The sequence below is a fragment of the Streptomyces sp. P9(2023) genome (genome assembly GCF_032436795.1).
GTDB lineage: Bacteria > Actinomycetota > Actinomycetes > Streptomycetales > Streptomycetaceae > Streptomyces.
The window spans coordinates 98,662-120,094 of record NZ_JAUPWM010000018.1 but is presented as its reverse complement, the minus strand read 5'-3'; the positions used below and the strand labels follow the sequence as shown (position 1 = coordinate 120,094).

Genomic DNA, 21,433 nt, shown 5'->3' with positions numbered 1-21,433 from the left:
CCCTTCACCACGCCAGCTGGGCGATCTCCTCCGCCACCACCGCGCAGGCGTCCGCCGCCGGGTCGATCAGGGGGAAGTGGCCCACGGCCGGGAGGAGTGTGAGGCCGACCGTCTCGCCTGCCTTTGCCGCCGCCTCCACGTAGGCCTCGGCGACGGCCTGTGGGACGACGACGTCGTCGCGGCCCTGGACGATCGCCGTCGCGATGCCCGTCGGCAGCAGCAGGGCCGGGTCGGCGTGCCGGGCCCGTACGTCGAACTCGCCCTCTCCGCCCAGGAGTTCGGTCACCGCCCCGCCGCACACGCCGAGCTCCACGGCCCGGTCGAAGTGCGCGATCGGGGCCAGCGCCACCACGCCGCGCAGCGCGGGCGGGGCCGGCAGCCGCCAGGGCGCGTCGGGTGCGAGGACGTGCCGGGCGGCCGCCCAGAGGGCGAGGTGGCCGCCGGCGGAGTGGCCGGTGAGCACGATCCGGCGCGCATCGGCCTGCGGCAGGTGCGCGGCGGCCAGCCGCGGTACGGCGTCCAGCGCGGCGGCCACGTCGTCGAAGGTCTCCGGCCAGCGGCCGGCCACCGGTCCCGTACCGCCCTGCCGGGGGATGGCGCCGCCCCGCCGGTACTCGACGTTGGCGACGGCGAACCCCCGGCGGGCCAGAAAGTCCACGAAAGGAGTCAGATGCTGCCGGTCGTACGGCGCCCGCCACGCACCGCCGTGCAGCGCGACGACGAGCGGCGCCTGCTCCCGGCCGTCGCGCGGGGCGTAGAAGTCGACGACCTGGTCGGGGTGGTCGCCGTACGCGGCGGACGCGTCCGGGGCGACGGCCGGGTGCGAGAACGCCGACGCTTCTTCGGCGGCGTCGCGCGCGGCGGGGTCCGGCATGCTGTTCCAACCTCTCGGGGACGGGGCCGAATTGGCCTGACCTGCGGGGACCGTATCAGCACTGACGCCCCCACAGATCAAGCGATCATCGGACGGTGTGACCTCGGACTTCGAGGTCACAGCCCCCTTCCGGCCGCTATCCGGCCGGTACCTCCGCCACGACCTCCGCGAGGACCCGCGCCGCCCGCTCGACGTCCGCGAAGCCGACGTACAGCGGAGTGAAGCCGAACCGCAGCACGTCCGGGCGGCGCAGATCGCCGACCACCCCGCGCCGGGTCAGCTCGGCCATGACGGCGGGCGCCTCGGCGCACCGCAGCGCGACCTGACTGCCACGCTCCCCGTGCGCCCGGGGCGTCAGGGACTCGACCCGGCCCGCCGGTACGTACGCGGCCACGCACTCCTCGAAGAAGTCCGTCAGGGCCAGGGACTTGGCCCGTACGTCCTCGATGGCGACCCCGTCCCAGACGTCCAGCGCCGCTTCGAGCGCCAGCATGGACAGGATGTCCGGCGTCCCGACCCGGCCCCGCGGCGCGCCCTCGGCCGCCACGTACCCGGGGGTCATCCCGAACGGGTCGGCGTGCGAGTTCCAGCCGGGCAGCGGCGAGTCGAAGGCCGCCTGGTGCCGCTCGGCGACGTACAGGTACGCGGGCGAACCGGGGCCGCCGTTGAGGTACTTGTACGTGCAGCCGACCGCCAGGTCGACCCCGTGCTCGTCCAGGCCGACGGGCAGCGCGCCCGCGCTGTGGCACAGGTCCCAGACCGCCAGGGCGCCCGCCGCGTGCAGCGCGGCGGTGATCCCGGGCAGGTCGTGGAGCCGACCGGAGCGGTAGTCGACGTGGTTGACGAGCGCGACGGCCGTACGCGGTCCTGCCGCGGCCGCCATGTCCGCCGGGTCGACGGCCACGATCCGGCGGCCGGTCATCCGGGCCGCCGACTCCGCGATGTACCCGTCCGTGGGAAACGTCGAGGCGTCGACGAGGATCTCGTCCCGGTCGTCGGTGGTCAGCCGGGTGGCCGCGACGACCGCCTTGAAGACGTTCACGCTGGTCGAGTCGCCGACCACGATCCGGCCCGGGGCGGCGCCGACGAGCGGGGCGATCCGGTCGCCGATCCGCTCGGGCGCGGTCCACCAGCCGCTCTCGTCCCAGGAGCGGATGCGCAGCCGGCCCCACTCGCGGGTGATGACGTCGGCCATCCGGTCGGGGACGTGCGCGGGCAGCGCGCCCAGCGAGTTCCCGTCCAGGTAGACCGTGGCGTCGTCCAGGACGAACTTCTCGCGGAGCTTGGCCAGCGGGTCGTTCGTGTCACGGAGCTGCGCGTTCTCGCGCAGAGTGATCTCGGAGGTCCCAGAGGTCCCAGAGGTCTCGGAGGTCTCAGCGGTCTCGGAGGTCTCGGCGGTCTCGGCGGTCTCGGCGGTCTCGGCGGTCTCAGACATGGCTCCGCGCCGTCCACAGCTCGGGGAACACGTTCTTCTGCGCGCGCTTCTCCAGCCACGCCACGCCCGCCGAGCCGCCCGTACCCGTCTTGGAGCCCATGGCCCGCCGGGTGGCGACGAGGTGGTCGTTGCGCCAGCGCCAGACCAGCTCGGCGACGTCGCTCAGCGCCTCACCCAGGCGGACGAGTTCGGTGTTCTGGTCGGCGTCCGCGTAGATACCGGCCCAGATCGCCTCGATCTCGGGCGAGGGCTCGTACTTCTTCGCCAGATCGCGGGCGAGCACGGCGTCCGGCACGGGCAGCCCGCGCCGGGCGAGGAGCCGGAGGACCTCGTCGTACAGGCTCGGCTCCTGCAGCGCCTTCTCCAGCTCGGCGTGGACGCGGGGGGCGCCCCGGTGCGGCACGAGCATGGACGCGGACTTCTCGCCGAGCAGGAACTCCATCCGCCGGTACATCGCCGACTGGAAGCCGGAGCCCTCGCCGAGGGCGGCGCGGTAGGAGTTGAACTGCGCGGGGGTGAGCTGGGCGAGCGGCCGCCAGGAGTGGTTCAGGGCCTCCAGCTCGCGCACGGAGCGCTTGAGCGCGTCCATCGCGACGGGTATCCGGTCCTCGCGCAGCGCGCGGCTCGCGGTCTCCCACTCGTGGACGATGACGGTGAACCACAGCTCCATGACCTGGGTGGTGACCAGGAAGACCATCTCGCCCGGGTCGTCGGAGCGGAGGTGCTGGAGGTGGGTGAGAACGTCCGCCTGGACATAGTCCTCGTACGGCGTCGTGCCCGCGAAGTCGAGGTTCGGTGCTTCGACCGAACCGGCTCCGGAGGCATCGGGGAAGGTGGACATTGCTGTCTCCTCGATGTGCGACTACCGGGTAGCGGTCCGCTCCTTCCGTTTGGCAAGTGGAGCCCCGGTCCCCTCGGGTCCGCCCGCTTCGTCGCGCGCGGCCCCATGCGCATCATGGCACGATCGGTCCCTCGATGTAGGTCCCGTCTTCGTCATACGGATACTCGTTCGAGCGGCAGCCCTTGAGCCCCTTGATCTGCTGCATCATCACCGGCGCGAGCTTCCCCGGGCCCGGACAGGTCATGTGGCTGCGGATCCCGATCTCGTGCCCGACCTCGTGGTTGATGATCAGATGCCGGTACTGGGCGGGGGTGCCGGTGAACGTCGGGGAGCCGAGCAGCCAGCGCTTCAGGTTGACCACGACGCCCTGGGTGGTCTCGCAGTTGAGCTCGCCGCGGGTGTTGAGGCCGACGGCGAGGCAGAGCTTGTCGGCGGTCTTCGGGGTGGCGATCCGGATGACGAAGTCGGCGTTCTCGGTGACCAGCTGGAACCTGCCGCGGCCGTGCGCGGCCCAGCCGCGCGGGTGGGCGAGGATCTCCTCGATCTCGGCGGCGGCGTCGGCGGCGGAGAGGTCGATGCCGTCCTCGACCTGGACGCGGTAGCGGCGCAGGGTGCCGCCGGTGCCGACGGGGTCGCCGGAGGACCGGGTGCTGACGAAGGTACCGGAGCCGCTGGCGGGGACGGTCGTCTTCGTGGGCTTGGGCGAGGGGGTGGGCTTGGCGCTGGTCTTCGCCGGGGTCGGGGTGGTGGCCGCGGGGGTGGTGGGGATCGCGGTGGTCGGCTCGTCCGTGGGGGTGGCGGACGCGGTGTCGGCGGGGCCGGTGTCGTCGGCGCTGTTGTAGTGGGCGAGGGCGGCGCCACCGCCGAGGGCGAGCGTGGCGAGCGCGAGCGCGGGGAGGGCGAGGCGCGCTATCGGACTCCGTCTGGACCGGCCCCGGCCGCCGCGTCGACGTCCCCGGCTCTGACTTCGTCCCCGACCCGCGGGTGCGGCGGCGCGCTTACCCAAAACAGACTTCTCCCCTGCGTCGGCCGGGTGGGGGAAGAGGGTGGGGCCTCTGCGCCGGCTGTGTTCTGGCTACAACGGTCCGAAGGATCGTACCGGCCGCTTCGAACACCTTCGAACGAGCCGCGCGGGGGGTGGGGTTGTGTGGGGCGGCCCCGGGGTGCGGGCCTGCACAGAACCCACACCCCGGGGCCGCCCCGACCCGCCGGCGACTCGTCAGCGCTTCGCCGGCGACTCGTCAGCCGAGCGTCTCGGCCGCCGTCTCCGAGGAGTCGCGCAGGAACGTCGAGCAGCGCTCGTACTCGTCCTTCTCACCGATGTCGCCGGCCGCCCGGGCCAGCGCGTGCAGGGCACGCAGGAAGCCGCGGTTCGGCTCGTGCTCCCACGGCACCGGGCCGTGGCCCTTCCAGCCGCTGCGCCGCAGCGCGTCGAGGCCCCGGTGGTAGCCGGTACGGGCGTACGCGTACGACTCGATGACGCGACCGCCCTCGTACGCCTCGTCGGCGAGCTGGGCCCAGGCCAGCGAGGACGTCGGGTACTTCGCGGCGACGTCCGCCGGCGCGGTGCCGCCCGCGAGCAGCTCACGCGGCTCCGGGTCGTCGGGCAGATGGGTGGGGGGCGGTCCCCCCAGGAGGTTCTCGTGGATGGCCATGGCCCAAGTCTGCCTCAGCGAACGCCCCGCACTCCCCCGGGGCGCCGGGGCAGGCCTCGCCGGGGTGGCTGTCCGGGACGGACGGGGGCGCGGGCATCGCCGGGGTGGGGGCGTCGCGGGGCCCGCGGGTCTCGCCGGGGTGGCTGGCCGGGACGCGGGGCGCGGGCATCGCCGGGGTGGCTGTCCGGGACGCGGGGCGCGGGCCTCGCCGGGGTGGCTGTCCGGGACGGACGGGGGGGCATCGCCGGGGTGGGGGCGTCGCGGGGCCCGCGGGTCTCGCCGGGGCGTTTTCCGGGGTGGGGGCGCCAGGCCGCCCCAGGCGGCTTCCGCGGCAGCGGCGCCTGCCGTTCCGGGCGGCTTTCCGACCAGGGCCCCGGCGGTCCGCCCGGGGGTTACGACGACGGGCCACCGCCCTCGCCCGGGCGTTTCTGGAGGGTCGGGCCGCCGGCATCGCCTGGGGCGTGGTCGCCCGCCTCCAGTGGGGGTGACGTCACGCCGCAGTGGACCTTGCACTCGGGGTGGCAGTCCGCCTCGCCGACCGGCTTCCGTACCGTCGCCCAGGCCAGCACCGCGCCCGCGATCATCAGCCCCGCGCACATCGGCATCGCGCGCCGGAACGTCTCCCCGAACTCCTCCGCCGAGCGGTACGCCTCCGGGCCCATCCCCGCCAGCGTCGGCAGCGCCGCCACCGCCAGCAGACCGGCCGCCCGAGCGGTCGCGTTGTTGATCCCGCTCGCCAGGCCCGCCCGCGCCACGTCCACCGCGGCCAGGACGGTCGCCGTCAGCGGGGCCACCACGACGGTCAGGCCGAGGCCGAGCACGGCCATGGCCGGCAGCACGTCCTGTACGTACGAGGCGTCCTCACCGACCCGCAGCATCAGGAACATCCCGACCGCGCACAACAGCGGCCCCACGGTCAGCGGGATCCGGGGCCCGATCTTCTCCCCGATCTCGCCCGACTTCGCCGAGAGCAGCAGCATCAGGATCGTCGTCGGCAGCATGGCCGTCCCCGCCGCGAGCGCCGAGTAGCCGGACACCACCTGGAGCTGGAGGGCGGCCAGGAAGAAGAATCCGCCCAGCGCGGCGTACACGCAGAAGGTCACCAGGTTGACCACCGTGAACAGCCGGGACGCGAAGATCGACGGCGGCACCATCGGCTCGGGCCGCCGCCGTTCCAGGACGACGAACCCCGCCCCTACCAGGACCCCCACCCCCGCGGCCCACCACGCCTCGGCGATCAGCGCGTACGTGACGAGGGCGAGCGCGGCCGCCCCCAGGAAGGCGCCGAGGACGTCGAAGCGGCCGTGCGCGGACTCGTCGCGCGACTCGGGCACATGGCGCAGCGCGACGGGCACGCACAGCAGCGCCAGCGGAACGTTCAGCAGGAACACCCAGCGCCAGCCGGGACCGTCGACCAGCCAGCCGCCGACGAAGGGCCCGATCGCCGCGCCGACGCCACCGAACCCGGACCAGAGGCCGACGGCCTTGGCCCGGTCGTCCGGGTGGAAGCTCGCCTGGATCAGCGCGAGCGAGCCGGGGGTGAGCAGCGCGCCGCCGACGCCCTGGAGGGCGCGGGCGGCGATCAGGATTCCGGCGTTGGGCGCGAGGCCGCACAGCAGCGAGGCGGCGGCGAACCACACGATCCCGATGACGAACACCCGCCGCCGCCCGTACCGGTCGCCGAGCGCCCCGCCGAGCAGGATCAGCCCGGCGAGGGTGAGCATGTAGGCGTTGACGGTCCACTGGAGCACGGCCATGTCGGCGTCGAGGTCCTCGCCGATGTGGGGCAGGGCGACGTTGACGACGGTCGAGTCGAGCAGCGCCATCCCGGAGCCGAGGACGGTGGTGAACACGATCCACCGCCCGGTGCCCGAGGAGAGCCTGATATCCATGCGAGCCATGCTCCTCGCGGGCGCGGCCCCGTGCACCTCAGTGTGGGCAATCGTCCCGCCTCCCCGCCCCCGTGTGGGCAAGGGTCACGACGCCCGCAGCCTCGTCGCCGCGCGGACCAGCGCCTCCACCCCCCGTTCCGCCTTCCCCCTGGGGCAGCCCACGTTCAGGCGGACGAAGCCTGGCGTGCCGTAGACGCCGCCCGGCATGATCGCGACCCTCTCGGTCTCCACCAGCTCCCGCTGGAGCGCGTCCTCGTCGATGCCGAGCGGGCGGAGGTCGATCCAGGCCAGGTAGCCGGCCTGCGGCGGCGCCCACGTCACGTCCGGCAGCCCCTCCCCGAGCCGCTCCCCCACCAACCGCATCGTCCCCGCCACATACCCCCGCAGCTCGTCCAGCCACGCCCCGCCCTCCCGGTACGCGGCGATGTGGGCGGTCAGCGAGAGCACCGCCGGGGAGGCGAGGCCCTCGCCCGTCTCCATCCGGCGGACGAACCGCGCCCGCTCCCCGTCGTCGCCGATCACCCCGTACGAACCCGTCAGCGCCGGGAAGTTGAACGACTTCGTGCCCGAGGTGATCAGCGCCCACCGCCCGCCGTCGCGCCCCGACTCCACCACCCGGGTCCACGGCACGTGCCGGTGGCCCTCCGCCACCAGGTCCGCGTGGATCTCGTCGCTGACGACCGCGACCCCGTGGCGTTCCGCCAGGCGTGCGAACTCCACCAGCTCCTCCTCCCGCCACACCCGACCCGTCGGGTTGTGCGGCGAGCAGAGCAGCAGCATCCGGCTGTCCGGCCGGGCCAGCTCCGCCTCCAGCGCCCCGGTGTCCCGCACGTCCCCGACCGGTACGCCCCGCAGCTCCCGCCCCAGACCGGTGACCGCCTTGCGGAACCCGTCGTACGTCGGTGTGTGCACGACGACCCCGTCCCCGGGCTCGGTCCACATCTGGAGCAGCTGCGAGAGCTGGCTCAGTACGGACGGTGCGTACACCAGCGCGTCGACGTCGAGCGCCGTGTCGTGGCGGGTCGCGTACCAGTCCCGTATCGCCTCCCGGAACTCACCGAGCCGCCAGTCCGTGTAGCCGAACACTCCGTGCTCCACCCGCTCCCGCAGCGCGCGCAGCACCTCCGGCGGGGAGGCGAAGTCCATGTCGGAGATGGTGAACGGGAGCAGCTCGCCGGCCCCGAACCGGTCCGCGATGCCGTCCCACTGCACCGACCAGGTCCCCTGCCGGGGTATCTCACGGTCGAAGTCGTACACCTCGACTCCCTCCATAGACGACGACGGGCCCGGCACCACTCTCGTGGTGCCGGGCCCGTCGAACAACAACGCTTACTTCAGCTTCGTACCGGTCGAGCGCAGCGCCGCGCACGCCTCGGTCACCCGCACGGCCATGCCGGCCTCGGCGAGCTTGCCCCAGGTACGCGGGTCGTACGTGGACTTCTTGCCGACCTCTCCGTCGACCTTCAGGACGCCGTCGTAGTTGCGGAACATGTGGTCCGCGACCGGGCGGGTGAAGGCGTACTGGGTGTCGGTGTCGAGGTTCATCTTCACGACGCCGTTCTCCAGCGCGGTGGCGATCTCCTCGGCGCTGGAGCCGGAGCCGCCGTGGAAGACGAAGTCGAACGGGCTGGCCTTGCCGTAGCGCTCGGCGACGCCCGCCTGGAGGTCCTTGAGGAGCTCGGGGCGGAGGACGACGTTGCCCGGCTTGTAGACGCCGTGCACGTTGCCGAAGGAGGCGGCCAGCAGGTAGCGGCCCTTCTCGCCCAGGCCCAGGGCCTCGGCGGTGCGGATCGCGTCGTCGACGGTGGTGTACAGCTCGTCGTTGATCTCGTGGGTGACGCCGTCCTCCTCGCCACCGGTCGGGGTGATCTCGACCTCAAGGATGATCTTGGCGGCGACGGCCTTGGCGAGCAGCTCCTGGCCGATGGCCAGGTTGTCGGCGAGGGTCTCGGCGGAGCCGTCCCACATGTGCGACTGGAAGAGCGGGTTCTGACCGGCCTTGACGCGCTCGGCGGAGATGTCGAGCAGCGGGCGGACGTAGCCGTCCAGCTTGTCCTTCGGGCAGTGGTCGGTGTGCAGCGCCACCGTGATGTCGTACTTGGCGGCGACGATGTGCGCGAACTCGGCCAGGGCGACGGCGCCCGTGACCATGTCCTTGTTGTGCTGGCCGCCCAGGAACTCGGCGCCACCGGTCGAGATCTGGATGATGCCGTCGCTCTCGGCCTCCGCGAAGCCGCGCAGCGCGGCGTGCAGGGTCTGGGAGGAGGTCACGTTGATGGCCGGGTAGGCGAACTTGCCTGCCTTCGCCCGGTCGAGCATCTCGTTGTAGACCTCGGGGGTTGCGATGGGCATTCGTCCGCTCCTTGTGATGTGCGGGTGGGTGCGTTGCTAGACCCTGACCTGGGGCGACGTCATCGTCGGGGCCCATCTTTCCAGACTCCCGTGCGGACACCATGACGAAGGGGCGGAGTGTTTCACGTGAAACACTCCGCCCCTTGCCAAAGCCCCAGGTCAGGGCCGTATCCACCCGCCCCCGGGACCTAAGTCACGACTTTGCCTCGGTCAGCCGAGACTCCGTCAGGCGAGCCCCAGCTCGTCCAGCGCGAACGCGTAGAGGTACGGCACGCCCGCCGTGGTGCTGATCTTCTCGCCCGCGCCGGTCGCCCGGTCCACGATCGTGGCGACCGCGACGACCTCGGCCCCGGCCGCGCGCGCCGCCTCGACGGCGGTCAGCGGGGAGCCACCGGTGGTGGAGGTGTCCTCGACGATCAGGACCCGGCGGCCCTTGATGTCCGGGCCCTCGACCTGGCGCTGCATCCCGTGCGCCTTGGCGGCCTTACGGACGACGAAGGCGTCCAGGCGCTTCCCCTGCGCGGCGGAGGCGTGCAGCATCGCGGTCGCGACCGGGTCGGCGCCGAGCGTCAGCCCGCCCACGGCGTCGAACTCCAGGTCGGCGGTCAGGTCGAGCATGACCTGACCGACGAGCGGGGAGGCGGCGCCGTCCAGCGTGATCCGGCGCAGATCGACGTAGTAGTCGGCCTCCAGACCCGAGGAGAGGGTCACCTTGCCGTGCACCACGGCCTTGTCCTTGATCTGCTGGAGCAGGTCAGCGCGTACGTCAGTCATGCTCATGAGCTTAAAGCCGCCGCCAGGCCCACGTGGCCGCGATCTCCAGCGGCTCGATCGGGGTCACGTACCGCGGGAGCGTGTTCAGGCCGTTCGGCGGGCCGGACTGCGGCTCGACACAGACCGCCGCCTCCTGCTCGTCGTAGACCACGACCCATTCGGCGCGGCTGGTCACCTTCAGCTCCAGCTGTTCCGGCCAGGTGAGCGTGACGTCGACGCCGCCGGGCATGCCGAAGCAGTCGTCCCAGGGGCCGGGGGTGGGGCCGATCCGCCGCCCGGTGGGGAGGTGGTCCTCGCCGCGCTCCTCCTGCCACTCGGGCGTGAAGTCGACGCGTACGGGAGCACCGCCGTCCAGGCTCCGGTGGAACCAGGGGTGCCAGCCGGCCTGCGCCGGGAAGGAGTCGTCGTACGTCTCCACGCCGAGCTGGAGCGTCAGCGAGTCCTCGGTGAGTGCGAAGGTCTGGGTGACCCGGCCGGAGTACGGCCAGGGGTCCCCGAGCTCGTACGTGAACGCCGCCGTGGCCCCGCCGCCGTCCGCGTCCGCCGTCCTGGCCGCCTTCCACACCGCGTCGCGGCCGGTGCCGTGGATGGCGTGCGGCGGGGAGTTGACGGGCATCTGGTGCTTCACGCCGCCGTTGCGGAACTGGCCCAGCTCGATCCGTCCGCACCAGGGCACCATCGGGAAGCAGCCGTACCGCTCGCCCTGGCGCAGCAGCTCCGTGCCGCCGATGCGCAGGCTCTCGATACGGCAGCCGTTGTCGGGGTTGATGGTCAACTCGGCGTCGCCCGCCGTCAGTCGCGTCTGCTTGCTCACGCGACTGACAGTAGACCGGGATCAGCGTCGGCGGCGCAGCGCCCGGCCGACGACGACCGCCGAGGCGATCGCGAGGGCGGCGGCGGGCGCGATCCAGCGCAGGGTGGCGCCCGCCGAGGAGGCCTCGGGGGCCGGGACGGGGGCGTAACGGCCGCGCGGCGGGGCGTGGTCGACCTCCTCGGCGCTCCGTCCGATCATCGTCCGGCGGGCGTGGGCGGCCTCTGCGGCGGGCGGCTCGGCGGGGTACTCGACGGGGGCGTCGTCGAAGTCGCCGCCCTGGAAGGGGTCGAGGGAGGGCGGCGGGACGGGCGTCTCGAAGACGGACGACGAGGACGACGCCTCCGGGCGGTGGGGCTCCTCGACGCCGTCGTCGACGCCGTCGCTGTCACTGTCGGCCTCGTCGTCCTCGACCTCGTCGACCCCGACCTCGACCTCGTCCTTCACGGCATCGGACGCGGCGCCCTCCGCGGCCGTCGCCGCCAGGGCAGCCGCGAACTTCTCGATCAGCCGCTCGGCCGCCGACTCCCGGGCCTCCTCCGACAGGTCCGCGAGCCGGCCCTCCGGCTTCACCGTGCCCGTGAAGGTGAGCGTCGTCCCGTCGGCCACCGGGGTGAGCGCGATCGCCAGGGAGAGCTGCACCGAGCCCTTGCCGCGTACCTCGGTGCCCGTGCCCTCGACGGTGAAGACCCCGGCCCGTTCGGCCGGCCGCAGCGCGCCCTGGTAGGTGATCGTGTGGCCGCCGGCTCTGATCTTCAGCCGGCCGGCGAGCGGCCCCGCCGCCGCGTCGGCGTCCTGCTGGAGGCCGGGCACACAGCGCGCCAGCCGTGCGGGGTCCGTCAGCGTCTCGCGAAGAACCTCGGCCGGTACCGGAACGAACACCTCATGCTCCATGGAAGCCGAGCCTACTCAGCCCGGGCGCCCCCGTCGCCTGTTTGCCCCGGGTCCGGAACGGGCGCCCCCTGTGACCCCTTCACTCGCCGTAACGCGGGTGGACCAGCGTCGACGGGGGCGGCGGGGCGGACCGGTCGTCCCGGGTGCGCTCGACGGCCCGCGCCCCCGACACCAGGGCGGCGGCCGTCAGGGACCGCAGCGGAGGCGTGTCGGCGGCGAGGCGCAGCTCGGGCGGGTAGGTGCCCGGCGCCGCGAGCAGATACCCCCAGTCGGCCGCCCCCGCGTCCGCCGCGTACGCGTCCGCATCGCCCGAGCGGTCGGCCCGGTCCGGGCCCGACCCGAGGTGTGCCCCGCTGCCCCGCGCGCTGTAGGGGCGGGTCGCGAAGCCGGCCGCACGGAGGGTGGCGTCCACCGTCCAGTACGTACGGGGGCGGGCCGCGGCCGAGCCGGCGTGGACGACGAGCCGGCCGTCGTCGGCGAGGACCCGGGCGGCGAGGCCGTAGAACTCCTCGGAGTACAGCTTCGCGCCGGTCGAGATCCCCGGGTCGGGGAGGTCCGAGATCATCACGTCGTACCGCTCACGCGGCCCCGCACCCGCACCCTTCGCCCCCGTCCCCTCCAGCCCCGTCGCCGCCGCCCCGCGCAGCCAGCGGAAGGCGTCCGCGTAGGCGATCCGGACGCGTGGGTCGCTCAGCGCGTTGCTGTTGAGCGCGGTGAGTTCGGGGTGGGTCCGGGCGAGCCGTACGACTCCGGGGTCGATCTCCACGACGGTGACCGACCGGACCCCGGGGTGGCGCAGCACCTCCCGCGCGGCGAGGCCGTCGCCGCCGCCGATGATGAGCACGCGCGCGTGCGGCCCGTTCATCGCCGGGTGCACCAGCGATTCGTGGTACCGGGAGGCGTCCTCGCCGCCGGCCCGCAGCCGGCCGTCCACGAAGAGGTCCGGCGGGCTGCCGCGCTCGCCCGTCACCACCACTTCCTGGAGGTCGGTCTGCACGGCGATCCGGACGTCGTCCCCGTACACCGCGCGGCGCGCGGCCGCCTCGAAGTCGTCGACGAGGACGGTGGCGGTGGCGAGGACGGCGAGGACCGCCAGGTTCGTACCGATCAGCAGCGCCCGGGCCCGGCCGGTCAGGTCGCGCCGGAACAGCCACAGCACCAGGCCGCCGCCCGCCACCGCGTTGACCGCGCCGGTGACGAGCGCGCCGGTGAGCTGGCCGAGCCAGGGCAGCAGCAGGAACGGGAAGGCGAGGCCGCCGACCAGCGCGCCCACGTAGTCGGCGGCGAAGAGGTCGGCGACGGTCGCGGCCGGATCGGCGGCACTGTCCCCCTCCCGCACACCGGCCTCCCGCACACCGGAGACACCCGCCTCCCGCACACCGGGGGTACGCGCCGGCTCCGCCCGCTGGATCAGCGACATGAGCAGCGGGATCTCCGCCCCGATGAGGACCCCGATGGCGAGCGAGAACGCCACCAGGACGTACCGCGCCTCGCCCAGCCAGGCGAACGCGGCGTACAGCACGAGGGCCGAGCAGCCGCCGATCAGCGCGAGGCCGCCCTCGACCAGGCCGAAGCCGACGGCGGCGCGGCAGCGCAGCCGCTTGGCGAGCAGCGAGCCGACGCCCATCGCGAAGACCATCGTGGAGAGCACGACGGAGGCCTGGGTGACCGAGTCGCCGATCAAGTACGAGGCGAGGGCGACCAGTTCCAGTTCGTAGACGAGACCGCAGGCGGCGCAGACGAAGACGACGACCAGGACCGGATACCGCACCGTGCTCGGCCGCGCGGGCGGCCGCGTCACCCTCTTGGGTGGCATGGTCAGGGGCGGATCGATCATGTTCGTAACGCTACGTCACACATCTGTTGCCGCTTGTCACCCACACGAGTGCACCTGAAGCTTCAGGGCGGCGCATTACAGCAGTGCGGGGTTAACGGCGGTGCCGAGCACAAGCGGGACTACAGCGGTGCCGGCATCCGGACGCCGATCTGGGTCCGGGTGGCCACCAACTGCCCTTCCTGCGGGTACGCGTGCCAGGTGCGCCACCGCACCTGGCCTTCGTGGCGCTGCGCCAGCATCGCCGTGAAGGCGTGCGGGGAGCCGGGGAACGTCCCCGCGAGGCCGTTGGGATGGTCGGCGACGAGCGCCAGCAACTCCTGGGCGCGGCCCGCGAAGGAGCCGTGGTTGAGCTTCTCGACGCGGGCGGCGAATTCGTACTCCCACCCGCCGATCCGCTTGGAGACGCCCAGCGGCAGCGGCGTACTGCTGCCGGGCATGCAGGCGACGGTCTCCGAGCAGCGGTGCTCCTCTTCCTCCAGAAGCACCTGGTGGGAGGCGCCGAGCAGCCGCAACTGCAGCTTGGCACCGGTCAGTTCGAGGTCGAGCACGGCGAGGGCGGGCAGCGGCTCGCGCCCGAGCGCCCAGGCCAGATCGGCCGCACGGGTGTCGGTGTAGGAGGTCTTCAGGGTCGTGAGCATGGGTCGGCTCCGCAAACACGGTTTGACGGGTGGGCCGGGGGCGCCCCGGAGAAAGGGTTCAACGGGATGGGGGATCGCCGGCTCGGGTCCACACACGGTCCGAGGGCTGGTATCAACAGCGAGGGAATCACGGACTTCGAGCGACTCGCAGCGTTTTTACCCAACTTGCCGTGGTTTCCATCCCCTTCGGGGACCCAACAGCTCAATTGTTCAAACAAACCTGGTTTCGTGGCTCCAACACGAAGGCGCCCGGCGGATGTTGCACCACCGAGCGCCTGGTCGATCGCGTGGCCGACTGCCCCGTGTCAGTCGCCCCCGCCGCCACCACCGCAGCCGCCGCCACCGCCACCGCCGCAGGACGAGCCGCAGCCGCCACCGCCGCCGCTGTCGGACCAGCCACCGCGCCGCCTGCCGCCACGCCCGCCACCGCCGCCGCCACCTCCACCGCCACCGCGCACGATGGCGATCAGGACGATCAGGACGATGAATCCGGCGAAGATTACAAATTCCATCTGTGACACCCCCGTAGGTCTGTGCGAGGGGGATTCCCGGCCCCGCGCGCCCCCAAAGCGCACTTGAGGAAGTCCAGAGCTTCGGCCCAGGATGACGGGCATGACACGACCGCTGCTCAACCGCCGGCTCGCCGAGTTCGGGACCACGATCTTCGCCGAGATGTCCGCGCTGGCCGCCAGGACCGGGGCGATCAACCTCGGGCAGGGCTTCCCCGACACCGACGGCCCCGAGGAGATCCGCGAGGCGGCGGTCCGGGCGCTGCGCGACGGCCGCGGCAACCAGTACCCGCCCGGCCCCGGCGTACCCGAACTGCGCACCGCGATCGCCGAGCACCAACTGAAGCGGTACGGCCTGACCTACGACCCCGACACCGAGGTCCTCGTCACCGCGGGCGCCACCGAGGCCATCGCCGCCGCGCTGCTCGCCCTCGTCGAGCCCGGCGACGAGGTGATCGCCCTGGAGCCGTACTACGACTCGTACGCCGCCTGCATCGCGATGGCGGGCGGCACGCGCGTACCCGTCACGCTCCGCCCGCACGAGGGCGCCTACCACCTCGACCTGGACGAGCTACGGGCCGCCGTCACCGACCGGACCCGGCTGATCCTGCTCAACACCCCGCACAACCCCACCGGCACCGTCCTCACCCGCGCCGAACTGACCGCGATCGCCGAACTCGCCGTCTCCCGCGACCTGCTCGTGGTCACCGACGAGGTGTACGAGCACCTGGTCTTCGACGACGCCGAGCACCTGCCGATCGCGAGCCTCCCGGGCATGCGGGAGCGCACGGTCACCATCGGCTCGGCCGGCAAGACCTTCTCCTTCACCGGCTGGAAGGTCGGCTGGATCACCGCGACGCCGGAGCTGACGACCGCCGTCCGGTCCGCGAAGCAGTTCCTCACGTACGTGACCTCCGGCCCGTTCCAGTACGCCGTCGCCGAGGCGCTGCGGCTGCCCGACACGTACTTCGACTCCCTGCGCGCCGATCTCAGGGCCAAGCGCGACCTGCTGAGCGACGGCCTCGTCCGGGCCGGCTTCGACGTCTACCGCCCGGCCGGGACCTACTTCGTCACCACCGACATCCGGCCGCTCGGCGAGTCCGACGGCTTCGCCTTCTGCCGGGCCCTGCCCGAGCGCGCGGGGGTGGTCGCCATCCCCAACGCCGTCTTCTACGACCACCGCGCGGCGGGCGAGCCGTTCGTCCGCTTCGCGTTCTGCAAGCGCGTCGATGTGCTGGAGGAGGCGGTGTCCCGACTGAAGGGCCTGGCGGGGTAGGCGGCGACCCCGCGCGGGGTTTTTTCACCCGGGCGGCCCCCTCGCCCGCGCGCGCCCCCTCCGTGCCACGCGGATTGTCGGGTAGACCGATTTGCCGGGCCGATCCCGATTCCCGCGCGCACGGAGGTGCACCCTGTCCGCCGAGACTCTCGACCGCCCGGCCTCGACCGCCGGAGTCCGGAGCGTCCCCCGCTGGCGGGCCTCGCTGTACCGGGCCGCCCCCGCGCTCGGGCTCTTCGCCGCCGCGCGGCTGACCGGGATGCTGGTGCTCGCGGCCTGGGCCTGGCACATCGGGCGCTCGCCCCGGGCGCTGCTCGCGACGTCCTGGGACTCCGGCTGGTACACCCGGATCGCGGCGCACGGCTACGGCCACACGCTGCACTGGCCGGACGGCGTCGTCCAGTCCGACCTGGCCTTCTTCCCGCTCTACCCGGGCCTCGTACGCGCCGTCACCACCGCCCTGCCCGTCGAGGGCGGCACGGCCGGGCTGCTGGTGTCCTGGCTGTCGGCGGGCGCCGCCGCCTGGGGGATCTACCTGATCGGCGAGCGGCTGTACGGGCGGCCCACCGCCGTCGTGCTCGTCCTGCTCTGGGGGCTTCTGCCGCACTCGGTCGTGCTGTCGATGGCGTACACCGAACCGCTGATGACGGCGCTGGCCGCCTGGTCGCTGTACGCGCTCCTCACCCACCGCTGGCTCTGGGCGGGCGCGCTGGCCGCCCTGGCCGGGCTCTCCCGCCCCAACGGGATCGCCGTCGCGGCGGCGGTCCTGGTGGCGGCGGCCTTCGCGCTGGGGCGGGGGCGCGGCCGGGCCGCCCCGCGGGTGTGGGCGGGGGCGGCCCTCGCGCCGGCCGGCTGGATCGCGTACGTGCTCTGGGTCGGCGCGCACCGCGGCGACCTGCTCGGGGGCTACTTCGCCGTCCAGGACGGCTGGACCTCCCGCTTCGACCTCGGGAAGGGCGCGCTGGTCTTCGTACGGGAGATGCTGCGGGGGCCGACGCAGTTCGGCTTCGCGACGGCGCTGCTCTTCACGGCCGCCGGGGTGCTGCTCTTCGCGCTGCTCGCGCTCGTGGACCGGCCGCCGCTGCCGCTGCTGGTCTACGCGGGCGTCCTGGTGCTGATCACGGTCGGCGGCTCCGGCTTCTTCGAGTCCAAGCCGCGCTTCCTGCTGCCCGCGTTCCCGCTGCTCTTCCCGCTGGCCCGGGCATTGACGAAAGCCCGGCCGAGGGCGGCGATCGTGGTGATCGCCGCCCTGGCCGGGCTCTCGTTCAGCTTCGGGGTGTACGCGCTGACGCTCGCGCGCATGGCCCTGTGAGGAGGTCCTGAAGCGGACTCAGGCCTCGGAGGAGGGTCCTCCTCGGACTCAGGCCTCGTCGCCGTTCTCGGAGGACTTGTCCTCCGGGGCCTCCAGGCCGAACTGCTCCACGAGCCACTTGTCGAACTCGATCGAGGCGCGGACCCAGCTGACGGTCGAGGACACGAAGTGCTCCAGGGCGACGCCGGTGCCGATCAGCATCTGCGCCTCGCCGATGAGACGGAGGGTGGCGGAGCCGTCCTCCTCCTCGTGCAGGTGCGTGTAGACCTTCGGCCACAGGGTGCGGCGGTTCCAGTCGTCGATCGCGTCGAGGATCCTGGCGCGGTCGTCGGCGGAGTGCGGGCGGTCGTAGAACGTCCGCACGGAGAAGACACGCTGGTCTTCCTCGCCGCGGAACATGAAGTACGTCCGGAATTCCTCCCACGGCGCCGCGAGGTCACCCTCGTCGTCGACGACGTACTTCAGCTCCATCTGGTCGAGGAGCTGCTTGACCAGGTCCTGGTCGGGGACGACGGGGCCCGCCGGTCCTGCGGCCTGAGGCTGGGGCTGGCCCCCGAAATTCGGAATCGAGGACGGGTCGATGCTCACCGTGAATATCCCTTCGTACGGTTGCCGCCATCCTCCCCCATGGCGGGCGGTCCGGCGCAAGCCCCACCTCCCGCGATCCGCTGCGGGCTGACAAACTCTGGGCCCATGGGGGAAAACACGAGGGATCACACGGGGACAGTGCCGCCCGTACGGCCGCGGGCATGGACCTGGGTCTGGGTTTCGGCACTCGTGACGGTGCTGTGCGGGGTGCCGCTGGCCCTGCTGGGGTGGGGCGCGATGGCCTGGGACGAGATCGGGGAGGCGAAGCCGGTCGACTGCGCGGACGCGATGGAGTTCGCCCGCGGATCGCTGCCGGCCGGCGTCCAGGGCCCGGTGTGCAGGGCCGCGTACTGGCAGGACACCCAGGTCACGGTCGAGTTCCGGATGGAGCGGGCCGGGTACGAGCCGTGGCTCGACGCCGTGTATCCGACCCGTAAGCCGGCCCTGACCTGCGATCACGGGCTCGCCGCCTGCTCGGAGGTCTCGTTCGACGAGACCCTGTTCGTGGACGTGGGCGTGGCGTACGAGTACGGCGACACCATCCTCGTACGCCTCAAGGCCTTCGACCTCTGACCGGGCAGCAGGTCTACTGCGCCGCGCCCACGATCAGGCCGTCCTCGAAGCGGTCGACGCGGACCGTGTCGCCGTCGCGGACCTCGCCCGCGAGGATCTCCTTCGCGAGCCGGTCGCCGATCGCCGTCTGGATCAGGCGGCGCAGCGGGCGGGCGCCGTACGCCGGGTCCATGCCCTCGTCGGCGAGCCAGGCCACGGCCTCGGGAGTGACCTCCAGGGTGAGGCGGCGGTCCGCGAGACGCTTCGCGAGCCGGTCGATCTGGAGCTGCGCGATCCGGCCCAGCTCGGTCTTGTCGAGGGCGGAGAAGACCACCAGGTCGTCCAGCCGGTTGAGGAACTCCGGCTTGAAGCTGGCCCTGACCACCTCCAGGACCTGCTGCTTCTTCTCCTCCTCCGAGGTCAGCGGCTCGACCAGGTACTGGCTGCCCAGGTTCGAGGTCAGAATCAGGATGGTGTTGCGGAAGTCCACCGTCCGGCCCTGCCCGTCGGTCAGCCGGCCGTCGTCGAGGACCTGGAGCAGGATGTCGAAGACCTCCGGGTGCGCCTTCTCCACCTCGTCCAGGAGCACCACGCTGTACGGGCGCCGGCGCACCGCCTCCGTGAGCTGGCCGCCCTCCTCGTAGCCGACGTAGCCGGGGGGCGCGCCGACGAGCCGGGCGACGGAGTGCTTCTCGCTGTACTCCGACATGTCGATACGGACCATGGCCCGCTCGTCGTCGAAGAGGAAGTCCGCGAGCGCCTTCGCCAGCTCGGTCTTGCCGACGCCGGTGGGGCCGAGGAAGAGGAAGGAGCCGGTGGGGCGGTCGGGGTCGGCGATCCCGGCGCGGGTGCGGCGCACGGCGTCGGAGACGGCCCGTACGGCCTCGCTCTGGCCGATGAGCCGCTTGCCGAGCTCGTCCTCCATCCGCAGCAGCTTCTGCGTCTCGCCCTCCAGGAGGCGGCCCGCCGGGATGCCGGTCCAGGCGCCGACCACGTCCGCGATGTCGTCGGGGCCGACCTCCTCCTTGACCATGGTGTCCTTGGAGACCTCCTGCTCCGCCTCGGCGGCCTCCTCCAGCTCCCGTTCGAGGGTCGGGATCTCTCCGTAGAGCAGCTTGGAGGCGGTGTCGAAGTCGCCGTCGCGCTGCGCCCGCTCGGCGCGGCCGCGCAGCTCGTCCAGCTGCTCCTTGAGCTCGCCGACGCGGTTGAGGGACTGCTTCTCCTTCTCCCAGCGGGCGGTCAGGCCGCGCAGCTCCTCCTCGCGGTCGGCGAGGTCGCGGCGGAGCTTCTCCAGGCGCTGCTTGCTCGCCTGGTCGGTCTCGTTCTTGAGCGCGAGCTCCTCCATGCGCAGCCGGTCCACCGAGCGCTGGAGCTCGTCGATCTCGACGGGCGAGGAGTCGATCTCCATGCGGAGCCGGGAGGCCGCCTCGTCCACGAGGTCGATGGCCTTGTCGGGCAGGAAGCGGGAGGTGATGTACCGGTCGGAGAGGGTCGCGGCGGCGACGAGCGCGGAGTCGGCGATCTGGACCTTGTGGTGGGCCTCGTACCGGCCCTTGAGCCCGCGCAGGATCGCGATGGTGTCATCGACGCTCGGCTCGGCGACCAGGACCTGCTGGAAGCGGCGCTCCAGGGCCGGGTCCTTCTCGATCCGCTCGCGGTACTCGTCCAGGGTCGTCGCGCCGACCATGCGCAGCTCGCCGCGGGCCAGCATCGGCTTCAGCATGTTGCCGGCGTCCATGGCGGAGTCGCCGCCGGCGCCCGCGCCGACGACGGTGTGCAGCTCGTCGATGAAGGTGATGATCTGGCCGTCGCTGGCCTTGATCTCGGAGAGGACGGTCTTCAGGCGCTCCTCGAACTCGCCGCGGTACTTGGCGCCGGCGACCATCGCGCCGAGGTCGAGCGAGACCAGGCGCTTGTTGCGGAGGGACTCCGGGACGTCGCCCTTCACGATCCGCTGGGCGAGGCCCTCCACGACGGCGGTCTTGCCGACGCCGGGCTCGCCGATGAGGACCGGGTTGTTCTTGGTGCGGCGGGAGAGGACCTGGACGACCCGCCGGATCTCCTGGTCGCGCCCGATGACCGGGTCCAGCTTTCCTTCGCGGGCGGCGGCCGTGAAGTCCGTACCGAACTTCTCCAGCGCCTTGTACTGACCCTCCGGGTCGGGTGTGGTCACCCGGCGCCCTCCCCTGCTCTTCTCGAACGCGTCGAGCAGCCTCTTGGCGCCGGCCCCCTGCTGGGCCAGTACCTCGCCCGCCTGCCCGCCCTTCGCCGCGATCCCGATGAGCAGGTGCTCGGTGGAGATGAAGTCGTCCCCGAGCTCCTTCGCGTGCCTGGCCGCGTCGGCGATGACGGCGAGCAGCTCGCGGTTGGGCTGCGGCGGCGCGACCGTGGAGCCGGTCACGCTGGGCAGGGCGGCGAGCAGCCGCTCCGCTCCGGACCGTACAGCGGCCTGGTCGGCCTCGACGGCGGCGAGCAGGTCGATGATGTTCTCGTTGTCCTGACCCGCGAGGAGCGCGAGCAGAAGGTGGGCGGGGGTCAGGTCGGCGTGCCCCTCGGACACGGCGCGGCTGGTGGCCGCGTTGATCGCGTCCCGGCTCCTGTTGGTCAGTTCGGCGTCCACTGCGCTGTCTCCTCCTCGGCGTGCTGTCGTGCATGCATGGCCTATGACTGATCCAGCGTACACAAAGTTGAGTCCATTCCGCTCAAGGTGTCGCGCAGGGCTCCGCCACGGGTAGGTTCCGGGCATGGCGACTGACCCGCGGAACCCGGACGACTCGTATCTCAGCTTCTGGCGCGAGTACCACATGTGCACCCTGACCACCCCGCGCGCGGACGGTACGCCGCACGTGGTGGCGGTGGGGGTGACGTACGACCCCGAGGGCGGCGAGAACGGCATCGCCCGGGTGATCACCAACAAGCACAGCCACAAGGTCGCCAACGTCCTGGCGGCCGGCGCGGACGGCGCGCGGGTGGCGGTCTGCCAGGTCGACAAGGGCCGCTGGGCGACGCTGGAGGGCGTGGCCCGCATCCGTACGGAGCCGGAGGTCGTCGCGGACGCCGTGGACCGCTACGCGTCGCGCTACGGCCGGGTCCCGGCGCCGAACCCGGAGCGGGTGGTCATCGAGATCGCGCTGACGCGGGCGATGGGCCGGGCCTGAATCGTCGCGTGATGCCCGCGGGGAACTTACGGGGA

Annotated in this window: 20 protein-coding genes; 4 read left to right on the top strand and 16 right to left on the bottom strand. The window is 72.6% G+C overall.

Features of this window, described 5'->3' with window-relative positions:
- Positions 1–4: 4 nt before the first annotated feature.
- The 14 genes from Q5762_RS22835 to Q5762_RS22770 form a co-directional block, all read right to left on the bottom strand.
- Positions 5–874 (bottom strand): alpha/beta hydrolase, encoded by an 870-nt coding sequence (locus Q5762_RS22835; RefSeq protein WP_315894066.1) that lies wholly within the window; start codon positions 872–874, stop codon positions 5–7.
- A 136-nt stretch (positions 875–1,010) separates the two neighbouring features.
- On the bottom strand, positions 1,011–2,309 hold the full coding sequence (kynU, locus tag Q5762_RS22830) for a kynureninase (protein WP_315894065.1): 1,299 nt from the start codon (positions 2,307–2,309) through the stop codon (positions 1,011–1,013).
- Positions 2,302–3,150, bottom strand: a complete 849-nt coding sequence (locus Q5762_RS22825) for a tryptophan 2,3-dioxygenase family protein (RefSeq protein WP_315894064.1) — start codon at positions 3,148–3,150, stop codon at positions 2,302–2,304. The genes kynU and Q5762_RS22825 overlap by 8 nt, the downstream gene beginning before the upstream one ends.
- A gap of 112 nt (positions 3,151–3,262) precedes the next feature.
- On the bottom strand, positions 3,263–4,156 hold the full coding sequence (locus Q5762_RS22820) for a DUF3152 domain-containing protein (RefSeq protein ID WP_315894063.1): 894 nt from the start codon (positions 4,154–4,156) through the stop codon (positions 3,263–3,265).
- Positions 4,157–4,391: 235 nt separating this feature from the next.
- Positions 4,392–4,805: a DUF3151 domain-containing protein gene (locus tag Q5762_RS22815; protein WP_315894062.1), complete on the bottom strand. Its 414-nt coding sequence runs from the start codon at positions 4,803–4,805 to the stop codon at positions 4,392–4,394.
- Between the two features lie 392 nt (positions 4,806–5,197).
- Positions 5,198–6,697 (bottom strand): MFS transporter, encoded by a 1,500-nt coding sequence (locus tag Q5762_RS22810; protein WP_315894061.1) that lies wholly within the window; start codon positions 6,695–6,697, stop codon positions 5,198–5,200.
- Between the two features lie 84 nt (positions 6,698–6,781).
- A complete protein-coding gene (locus tag Q5762_RS22805) occupies positions 6,782–7,969 on the bottom strand; it encodes a MalY/PatB family protein (protein ID WP_315894060.1) in 1,188 nt (395 codons plus the stop codon).
- A gap of 57 nt (positions 7,970–8,026) precedes the next feature.
- Positions 8,027–9,049 carry a class II fructose-bisphosphate aldolase gene (fbaA, locus tag Q5762_RS22800; RefSeq protein WP_315894059.1) on the bottom strand — a complete coding sequence of 341 codons (1,023 nt, stop codon included), beginning with the start codon at positions 9,047–9,049 and terminating at the stop codon, positions 8,027–8,029.
- Between the two features lie 225 nt (positions 9,050–9,274).
- Complete coding sequence (pyrE, locus tag Q5762_RS22795) at positions 9,275–9,823, bottom strand: orotate phosphoribosyltransferase (RefSeq protein WP_315894058.1); 549 nt, start codon at positions 9,821–9,823, stop codon at positions 9,275–9,277.
- A 10-nt stretch (positions 9,824–9,833) separates the two neighbouring features.
- Complete coding sequence (locus Q5762_RS22790; protein ID WP_315894057.1) at positions 9,834–10,637, bottom strand: aldose 1-epimerase; 804 nt, start codon at positions 10,635–10,637, stop codon at positions 9,834–9,836.
- 21 nt (positions 10,638–10,658) lie between these two features.
- On the bottom strand, positions 10,659–11,528 hold the full coding sequence (locus Q5762_RS22785; RefSeq protein WP_315894056.1) for an SRPBCC family protein: 870 nt from the start codon (positions 11,526–11,528) through the stop codon (positions 10,659–10,661).
- Between the two features lie 79 nt (positions 11,529–11,607).
- Positions 11,608–13,365 (bottom strand): polyamine aminopropyltransferase, encoded by a 1,758-nt coding sequence (locus Q5762_RS22780; RefSeq protein WP_399495234.1) that lies wholly within the window; start codon positions 13,363–13,365, stop codon positions 11,608–11,610.
- A gap of 119 nt (positions 13,366–13,484) precedes the next feature.
- Positions 13,485–14,003, bottom strand: a complete 519-nt coding sequence (locus Q5762_RS22775) for a DUF2617 family protein (protein WP_315894055.1) — start codon at positions 14,001–14,003, stop codon at positions 13,485–13,487.
- A gap of 305 nt (positions 14,004–14,308) precedes the next feature.
- Positions 14,309–14,515: a hypothetical protein gene (locus Q5762_RS22770; protein WP_315894054.1), complete on the bottom strand. Its 207-nt coding sequence runs from the start codon at positions 14,513–14,515 to the stop codon at positions 14,309–14,311.
- Between the two features lie 91 nt (positions 14,516–14,606).
- On the opposite strand from Q5762_RS22770, the gene Q5762_RS22765 reads away from it, so the two are divergent.
- Positions 14,607–15,788, top strand: coding sequence for a pyridoxal phosphate-dependent aminotransferase (locus Q5762_RS22765; protein ID WP_399495233.1), 1,182 nt, complete (start codon positions 14,607–14,609; stop codon positions 15,786–15,788).
- A 133-nt stretch (positions 15,789–15,921) separates the two neighbouring features.
- Entirely contained in the window at positions 15,922–17,100 is a 1,179-nt protein-coding gene (locus Q5762_RS22760) for a glycosyltransferase family 39 protein (RefSeq protein ID WP_399495239.1), read from the top strand.
- 48 nt (positions 17,101–17,148) lie between these two features.
- On the opposite strand, the gene Q5762_RS22755 is transcribed toward Q5762_RS22760, so the two are convergent.
- Positions 17,149–17,688, bottom strand: coding sequence for a YbjN domain-containing protein (locus Q5762_RS22755; protein WP_315894051.1), 540 nt, complete (start codon positions 17,686–17,688; stop codon positions 17,149–17,151).
- A gap of 189 nt (positions 17,689–17,877) precedes the next feature.
- Here Q5762_RS22755 and Q5762_RS22750 point away from each other — a divergent pair, with 189 nt between their 5' ends.
- Positions 17,878–18,261, top strand: a complete 384-nt coding sequence (locus Q5762_RS22750; protein ID WP_315894050.1) for a hypothetical protein — start codon at positions 17,878–17,880, stop codon at positions 18,259–18,261.
- Positions 18,262–18,274: 13 nt separating this feature from the next.
- Here the strand turns inward: Q5762_RS22750 and clpB are convergent, their stop codons facing one another.
- The gene (gene clpB, locus Q5762_RS22745; RefSeq protein ID WP_315894049.1) at positions 18,275–20,860 is read right to left on the bottom strand and encodes an ATP-dependent chaperone ClpB; all 2,586 of its coding nucleotides are present in this window, start codon (positions 20,858–20,860) and stop codon (positions 18,275–18,277) included.
- Positions 20,861–20,984: 124 nt separating this feature from the next.
- Between clpB and Q5762_RS22740 the strand changes: the two genes are divergently transcribed.
- Positions 20,985–21,398, top strand: a complete 414-nt coding sequence (locus tag Q5762_RS22740; protein WP_315894048.1) for a pyridoxamine 5'-phosphate oxidase family protein — start codon at positions 20,985–20,987, stop codon at positions 21,396–21,398.
- Positions 21,399–21,433: the final 35 nt, after the last annotated feature.

What these genes read in the sequence shown, in the direction of transcription:
- Q5762_RS22805 (WP_315894060.1), bottom strand. Translation starts at nt 7,969, where the DNA reads ATGGAGGGAGTCGAGGTGTACGACTTCGACCGTGAGATACCCCGGCAG.
- Q5762_RS22780 (WP_399495234.1), bottom strand. Translation starts at nt 13,365, where the DNA reads ATGATCGATCCGCCCCTGACCATGCCACCCAAGAGGGTGACGCGGCCG.
- Q5762_RS22770 (WP_315894054.1), bottom strand. Translation starts at nt 14,515, where the DNA reads ATGGAATTTGTAATCTTCGCCGGATTCATCGTCCTGATCGTCCTGATC.
- Q5762_RS22765 (WP_399495233.1), top strand. Translation starts at nt 14,607, where the DNA reads ATGACGGGCATGACACGACCGCTGCTCAACCGCCGGCTCGCCGAGTTC.
- Q5762_RS22785 (WP_315894056.1), bottom strand. Translation starts at nt 11,528, where the DNA reads ATGGAGCATGAGGTGTTCGTTCCGGTACCGGCCGAGGTTCTTCGCGAG.
- Q5762_RS22815 (WP_315894062.1), bottom strand. Translation starts at nt 4,805, where the DNA reads ATGGCCATCCACGAGAACCTCCTGGGGGGACCGCCCCCCACCCATCTG.
- fbaA (WP_315894059.1), bottom strand. Translation starts at nt 9,049, where the DNA reads ATGCCCATCGCAACCCCCGAGGTCTACAACGAGATGCTCGACCGGGCG.
- Q5762_RS22775 (WP_315894055.1), bottom strand. Translation starts at nt 14,003, where the DNA reads ATGCTCACGACCCTGAAGACCTCCTACACCGACACCCGTGCGGCCGAT.
- Q5762_RS22825 (WP_315894064.1), bottom strand. Translation starts at nt 3,150, where the DNA reads ATGTCCACCTTCCCCGATGCCTCCGGAGCCGGTTCGGTCGAAGCACCG.
- Q5762_RS22810 (WP_315894061.1), bottom strand. Translation starts at nt 6,697, where the DNA reads ATGGATATCAGGCTCTCCTCGGGCACCGGGCGGTGGATCGTGTTCACC.
- Q5762_RS22835 (WP_315894066.1), bottom strand. Translation starts at nt 874, where the DNA reads ATGCCGGACCCCGCCGCGCGCGACGCCGCCGAAGAAGCGTCGGCGTTC.
- Q5762_RS22740 (WP_315894048.1), top strand. Translation starts at nt 20,985, where the DNA reads ATGGCGACTGACCCGCGGAACCCGGACGACTCGTATCTCAGCTTCTGG.
- kynU (WP_315894065.1), bottom strand. Translation starts at nt 2,309, where the DNA reads ATGTCTGAGACCGCCGAGACCGCCGAGACCGCCGAGACCGCCGAGACC.
- pyrE (WP_315894058.1), bottom strand. Translation starts at nt 9,823, where the DNA reads ATGACTGACGTACGCGCTGACCTGCTCCAGCAGATCAAGGACAAGGCC.